At 72.1% G+C, this 6,232-nt stretch carries 4 protein-coding genes; 2 read left to right on the plus strand and 2 right to left on the minus strand.

Annotation, left to right across the window (positions count from 1 at the left end; all coding sequences use genetic code 11):
• Positions 1-130: 130 nt before the first annotated feature.
• Both otsB and kstR read right to left on the minus strand, forming a co-directional pair.
• Positions 131-2,704: a trehalose-phosphatase gene (gene otsB / locus QH283_RS14740; protein ID WP_280503567.1), complete on the minus strand. Its 2,574-nt coding sequence runs from the start codon at positions 2,702-2,704 to the stop codon at positions 131-133.
• Between the two features lie 181 nt (positions 2,705-2,885).
• Positions 2,886-3,518 carry a cholesterol catabolism transcriptional regulator KstR gene (gene kstR, locus QH283_RS14745; RefSeq protein WP_280503568.1) on the minus strand — a complete coding sequence of 211 codons (633 nt, stop codon included), beginning with the start codon at positions 3,516-3,518 and terminating at the stop codon, positions 2,886-2,888.
• 159 nt (positions 3,519-3,677) lie between these two features.
• Between kstR and QH283_RS14750 the strand changes: the two genes are divergently transcribed.
• Positions 3,678-5,843: an acyl-CoA dehydrogenase family protein gene (locus QH283_RS14750; protein ID WP_280503569.1), complete on the plus strand. Its 2,166-nt coding sequence runs from the start codon at positions 3,678-3,680 to the stop codon at positions 5,841-5,843.
• Between the two features lie 50 nt (positions 5,844-5,893).
• Positions 5,894-6,232: acyl-CoA dehydrogenase family protein (locus QH283_RS14755; protein WP_280503570.1), on the plus strand; the 339-nt coding region annotated here is incomplete at its 3' end.

Raw genomic sequence — 6,232 nt, forward strand, 5'->3', positions numbered from 1 at the left:
CTCCCCCCTCCCCCCCCCCTCCCCCGCCCCCCCCCCCCCCCCGCGCGCGCCCCCGCCCCCCCCCCCCCCCCCCGCCCCCCCGGGGGGGGGGGGGCGCCCCCCCCCCCGCCGGGGTGCCGTGCCGCCGGGGCTAGACCAGCGCCTGCACCGGCTGGGAGAGCAACTGGGCGCAGCGCAGCAGACCGAGATGGCTGTAGGCCTGCGGATGGTTGCCCAGTGATCGCTCGGCGATCGGGTCGTACTCCTCGCTGAGCAGGCCGGTCGGGCCCGCCACGTCGACCAGCTGGGCGAACAGCGCCTCGGCGTCGGAGCGCTTCCCGATCAGCAGATACGCCTCGACCAGCCAGGCCGCGCACAGATGGAAGCCGCCCTCGCCGCCGGGCAGGCCGTCGTCGTGGTGGTAGCGGTAGACGGTCGAGCCGCTGCGCAGCTCGGCCTCGGTGGCCACCACGGTCGCGGCGAAGCGCGGATCGGACGGGTCGATCAGCCCGGACAGGCCGATGTGCAGGGTGGCCGCGTCCAGATCGGTGCCGTCGTAGGCCGCGGTGTAGGACTGCACCTCGTCGTTCCAGCCCTTGGCCTTCACCTCTTCGGCGATGGTCTCGCGCAGCGTCTCCCAGGCCGGATCGACCTCGCGGTCGAAGCGCTTCGCCAGGGTGAGCGCCCGGTCGATGGTCAGCCAGCCCATCACCTTGGAGTACACGTGGTGGCGCGGGTTGCCGCGGATCTCCCAGATGCCGTGGTCGGGCTCGGTCCAGCGCCGTTGCACGGCCGAGACCATGGCCCGCACCAGTTCCCAGTCGGCGTCCGGCAGGGCCTGCTGCGCCGCGGTGACGCCCTTCTTCTCGCGCGCGTGCGCGAGCGTGGAGATCAGGTCGACGATCGGGCCGAACACGTCGAGCTGCACCTGCATGTTGGCCGCGTTGCCGACACGCACCGGGCGTGAGCCCGCGTAGCCGGGCAGCTGGTCGATCACGGCCTCGGGGGGCAGGGTCTCGCCGTAGATGGTGTACAGCGGGTGCAGGCGCTCGGGTCCGGGGATGGTCTCGAGCACCCGGTGCACCCAGGCGAGGAACTGCTCGGCCTCGGCCAGCGAACCCAGGCTGACCAGCGCCTGCGCGGTGAGCGCGGCGTCGCGCAGCCAGCAGTAGCGGTAGTCCCAGTTGCGCACGCCGCCGATGTCCTCGGGCAGCGAGGTGGTGGCCGCGGCCAGGATGGACCCGGAGGGCGCGTGCACGAGGCCGCGCAGGGTCAGCGCGGAGCGCTTCATCAGGTCGGGCTTGAGCGGGGGCAGCTCGAGCTGGTTGGCCCAGTCCCGCCAGTACGCCTCCGCCAGCCGCCTGCGGTCGGGCTCGCTGGTCTTCGACGGCGCCAGATCGTGCGTGCCGCACCGCAGCTCCAGCACGATCGGGCCCTCCGACGGGTCGACCACCGCGGTCGCCACGTCGTGGCTGCCCTCGTTCTCGATCGTCCAGCGCACCCCGTGCGAGCGCAGCACCATCGGGTCGTTGGTGCCCCGCACCCGCAGGCCGCCGTCGACGGCCTCGATGCTCACCGGCACCTGCCCGAACTCCGGGCGCGGGGAGAAGGTGACCACGGCCTTGGCGTGACCGGTGATCACGCGGGTCAGGTCGGTGCGGTTGGGCGAGACGTCGTGCGGCAGATAGTCGGTGACCTGGAGGCTGGCCCAGCGGGTCTCGACGGTCATGGTGCCGTCGACATAGCGCTGCGACAGGGGCAGGCCGGGACGCTGCGGGGCGACGCTGAAGTGCCCGGCCTGCGGTCCGCCGAGCAGATGGGCGAAGACCGCCGCGGAGTCCGGCTCGGGATGGCAGAACCAGGTGACGGTGGCGTCGGGGGTCAGCAACGCAACCGACCGGGGGCTGGCCAGCATGGTCAGCCGCTCGATACGCGGCGCGCTGGCGCCCGCGAGCCAGGTGCGCCGCTCCTCGAGCAGGAATGCCAGTGCGCGCGAGACGGCTTCGGTGCTGTCCACGCGATACCTGGCCAGGCTCTCGCCGTCACCGACCTTGATGCCGAGGTCGGGGCCGGACAGCACGCGGAAGGCCTTCTCGTCGGTGACGTCGTCGCCGAAGAAGACCGCGGCGGTCGCGCCCGCCTGGTGGCGGACGGTGTCGAGCGCGGTGCCCTTGTCGGTCTGCACGACCGCCAGCTCGATGACGGCCTTGCCCTCGGTCACCTGGACGCCCACCCAGCGCGCGGGCCCCTGCCGCGCGGCTTCCAGTGCGCTGTGCGCGATCTCGGGGGAGACCGCGTTGCGCACGTGCAGGGCGACACTGGCCGGCTTGACCTCGATCGTGGTGCCCGGATGCGTGGCCGAGATCTCACCGAGGGTGGTCTGCACCTCGCGCAGCAACTGCTTGGCATCGGCGTCGATCGCGTGCACGAAGCCGATGTCGAATTCCGAACCGTGGCTGCCGATCAGCTGGACCTCTACCGGTAGGCGCGACAAGGCCGCCAGATCGCGTAAGGCACGGCCGGAGATGACCGCCGCGGTGGTGCCGGGCAGCCCGGCGAGGGCGCGTAGCGCGCTCACCGACTCCCGGTGGGGGGTCGCCTTGGACGGATCGGAGACGATCGGGGCGAGCGTTCCGTCGTAATCCGAGGCGACCAGCAGTCTCGGTTCGCGCGCGACCGTCGACAGTGCACGGCGAAGTTCTTGTGGCAGATCCTGTGCGCTCACGCATCCAACCTAGTGATCGGAGGGGGATGTTTCACGGGCGGGCAGAACAATACTGTGTTGAATTTGCCGCACCACATCGCGCCGGTCCGTGTGCGCGCGAATCCAGCCCAGATCACCGATTCGGCCGGTTAACGCACGAGTAACCGGCGGGTAACCCCTTGGTGGAACCGCTCTGTTCGGGCTACCTCTGATCGCCGAGCAGCAGGTCGACGGTCAGTTCCAGCCTATCGCTGACATCGGTGGCCGAGGCCCGGCGGGTGAGCCATGCCACCAGATTGGACAGCCACACGTCGCTGATGACGCGGGCGATGGCCAGCTGCCGTTCGTCGGGCTCGCCGTCGTTCATGGCGCGGGCGAACACCCGGTCCATCACCTTGCCCACTCGATCGACCTCGGCCGCGGCGGAGGCGTCGGCGAACATGAACGCCCTGGTCATGGCCTCGGTGAGCAGCGGGTCGCGCTGCATCATGCGGGTGATCTGGGTCAGCAGCAGGTGCATGCGCTCGCGCGGGGTGGCCCCGGCCAGCGGCTTGCGCTTGCTCTCGAACTGCTCGAACTCGCGCGCCAGCGCCGAGACCAGCAGGTGCACTTTGGAGGGGAAGTAGCGGTAGAGGGTGCCGACGGCCACATCGGCGCGCTCGGCAACGGCTCGCATCTGGACCGCGTCGTAGCCGCCCTTCGACGCGAGGGCGAGGGTCGCGTCGAGGATGCGCTTGCGGCGCTCCCGCTGCGCAGCCGAACTCAGCTCGTCCTCGCTCAACGTGGTGACCGTCGCCGGACGCGAGGAGGCTGGCTGTCGGGAGGGGCTGGCCATGGGGTGGGAGTCCTTTCCGCCATCGGTTTCTCGGCTGTCCGGCCGACCTCGCGGGGCGCTCGGTCGAGCCGGGCCCAGGCCCTCTCTTGACTTGACCCGGCATGGATATTAGAACATGTTCTAGGTGTGGGAGTCACGCCGGGAAGGGCGGTATGGACTGTGACCATCGCCACCACTGACGAGCATAAAGCCGTCCAGGAGTCGCTTCGGGGGTGGGCCGGTTCGGTCCGTCCGATTGCAACAATGCGCACCGGTTCCACCGGGTTCTGGCGCGGGTACTGGCCCGCGCTGGCCGACTTCGGCGTGTTCCACGTCGCCGTGCCCGAGGAGGCGGGCGGCGCGGGCGCCGCGGTGGCCGACCTGGCGGTGTTGCTGGAGCAGGCCGCGCGCGATCTGATCGGCGGGCCGGTGCTCACCACCGCGCTGGCGAACCTGGTCACCGCGGGCGCGCTCACCGAGGGTGAACCCTGTGGCGTCGCGGTCGATCCTACCGCCGCCGATTTCCTTGGCGACCAGCAGGTCTCGGTCGATCCGGCCACCGGGGCGGCCACCTTGACCGGCACCTGGCCGCAGGTGCTCGGCGCCGACGCGGGCACCTCGCTGTTGCTGCCCGTTCGCACGCCCGACGGCCCGCGCTGGTGCCTGGTGCCCGCCGAGGCCCCCGGCCTGCGGGTGGAGGAGCTGACCCCGGCCGATCCCAGTGTCCCGCTGGCGCAGGTGCACTGCGCGCAGACGCCGGTGCAGGCCGAGCGGGTGTTCACCGCCCCGCATCCGGTCGAGGACCTGCTGGTGGTGCTGGCCGTCGCCGAGCTGGCAGGCCTGGCCGGGTGGTGCCTCGACACCGCCGTCGAATACGCCAAGGTGCGTGAGCAGTTCGGCCGCAAGATCGGCTCCTTCCAGGCGGTCAAGCACATCTGCGCCTGGATGCTGTGCCGCACCGAGCTGATCCGCGCCGTGGCCGTCGACGCCGCGGCCGCCGTGGACGAGGGCGGCGCCGAGCTGCCGATCGCGGCCGCGCTCGCCGCCGCCACCGCACTGGCCGCGGCCGTGGAGACCGCCAAGGACTGCATCCAGGTGCTCGGCGGCATCGGCTTCACCTGGGAACACGACGCGCACTTCTACCTGCGCCGGGCCACCGCGCTGCGCCAGCTGCTCGGCGGCGGCGCGCGCTGGCGGGCCAGGGTCACCGAACTGACCCGTGCCGGGCAGCGTCGCACCACCGGCGCCGACCGGGTGCTGTCCGCCGACGGCGTGCGGGTCGACGGCGCCGCGGCCACCGGCCTGGCCGAGGAGGTCGCCGCCATCGCCGCGCTGCCGGTCGAGCAGCAGCACGACGCCCTGGTCGAGGCCGGCCTGGTCATGCCGCACTGGCCGCGCCCCTACGGCCGCGCCGCCGACCCGATGACCGGCCTGATGATCTCCGAGGAGCTGCGCCGCGCCGGCCTGACCGCCCCCGACCTCGCCGTCGGCGGCTGGGCCGTGCCGACCCTGCTCCAGCACGGCACCGAGGAACAGATCGAGCGCTTCGCCTGGCCGACGCTGCGCGGCGAGGTGGTCTGGTGCCAGCTGTTCAGCGAACCCGAGGCGGGCTCGGATCTCGCCGCGCTGCGCACCACCGCCACCAGGGTGGAGGGCGGCTGGAAGCTGCGCGGCCAGAAGGTGTGGACCTCGCTGGGCGATCGCGCCGACTGGGGCCTGTGCCTGGCCCGTACCGACCAGGACGCGCCCAAGCACAAAGGCATCAGCTACTTCCTGGTCGACATGCGCAGCCCCGGCCTCGAGGTGCGCCCGCTGGTGCAGATCACCGGTGAGGCCCGCTTCAGCGAGGTCTTCCTCGACGACGTCTTCGTGCCCGACGACTGCCTGGTCGGCGCGCTGAACAACGGCTGGAAGATCGCTCGCTCGACGCTGTCGGCCGAGCGGATCGCCATGGGCGGCAAGGGTATCGGCGGCGCGCTGGAAGAGCTGATCACCAAACTGCCGAGCAGCGGTCCGGGCGCCGAGCTGAACGCCGACCGGCTCGGCGGTTTCGTCGCCGAGGAGATCGGCGGCCAGCTGCTCGAGCAGCGCGCGGCGCTGACCGTGCTGGCCGGCGGTGACGCGGGCGCGTTGAGCAGCGTGCGCAAGCTGGTCGGCGTACGCCACCGGCAGGCGGTGGCCGAGTTCGCGGTGGAGGCCTCCGGCCCCCTCGGCGCGCAGGAGACCGCCGAGGTCACCGAATTCCTGCTCACCCGCTGCCTGTCCATCGCGGGCGGCACCGAGCAGATCCTGCTCACCGTCGCCGCCGAACGCATTCTCGGGCTGCCCCGCGACATCGCGGGCTGAGACGCCGGCCGCACCGCGGACAGCCGCACGAGCCAACTGGGAGTACAACCGTGGATTTCACCAGGGACGAGGGCCAGGACGCCGTCGCCGAAGTCGTTGTCGGCCTGCTCGAACGCGAGCAGGCCCGTGACTTCGGGCTGTGGCCCGGCCTCGTCGAGACCGGGCTGCTCGGTCTCGCGCTGCCGGAGCGCTTCGGCGGTGACGGCATGGGGCTGCCGGAGATCTCCGTGCTGCTCACCGAACTCGGCACCGACGCGGTCGCCGTGCCCGCGCTGCCGACGCTCGGGCTGGGGTTGCTGCCCCTGCTGCCGCTGCTGCCGGATGCGGTGGCCGAGGTCGTCTACCCGGAGATCGCGCGCGGGGCGATCCTGACCGCCGCGCTCAGCGAG

Origin of the sequence: Nocardia farcinica (assembly GCF_029867845.1) — a bacterium.
GTDB classification, from domain to species: Bacteria; Actinomycetota; Actinomycetes; order Mycobacteriales; family Mycobacteriaceae; genus Nocardia; species Nocardia farcinica_A.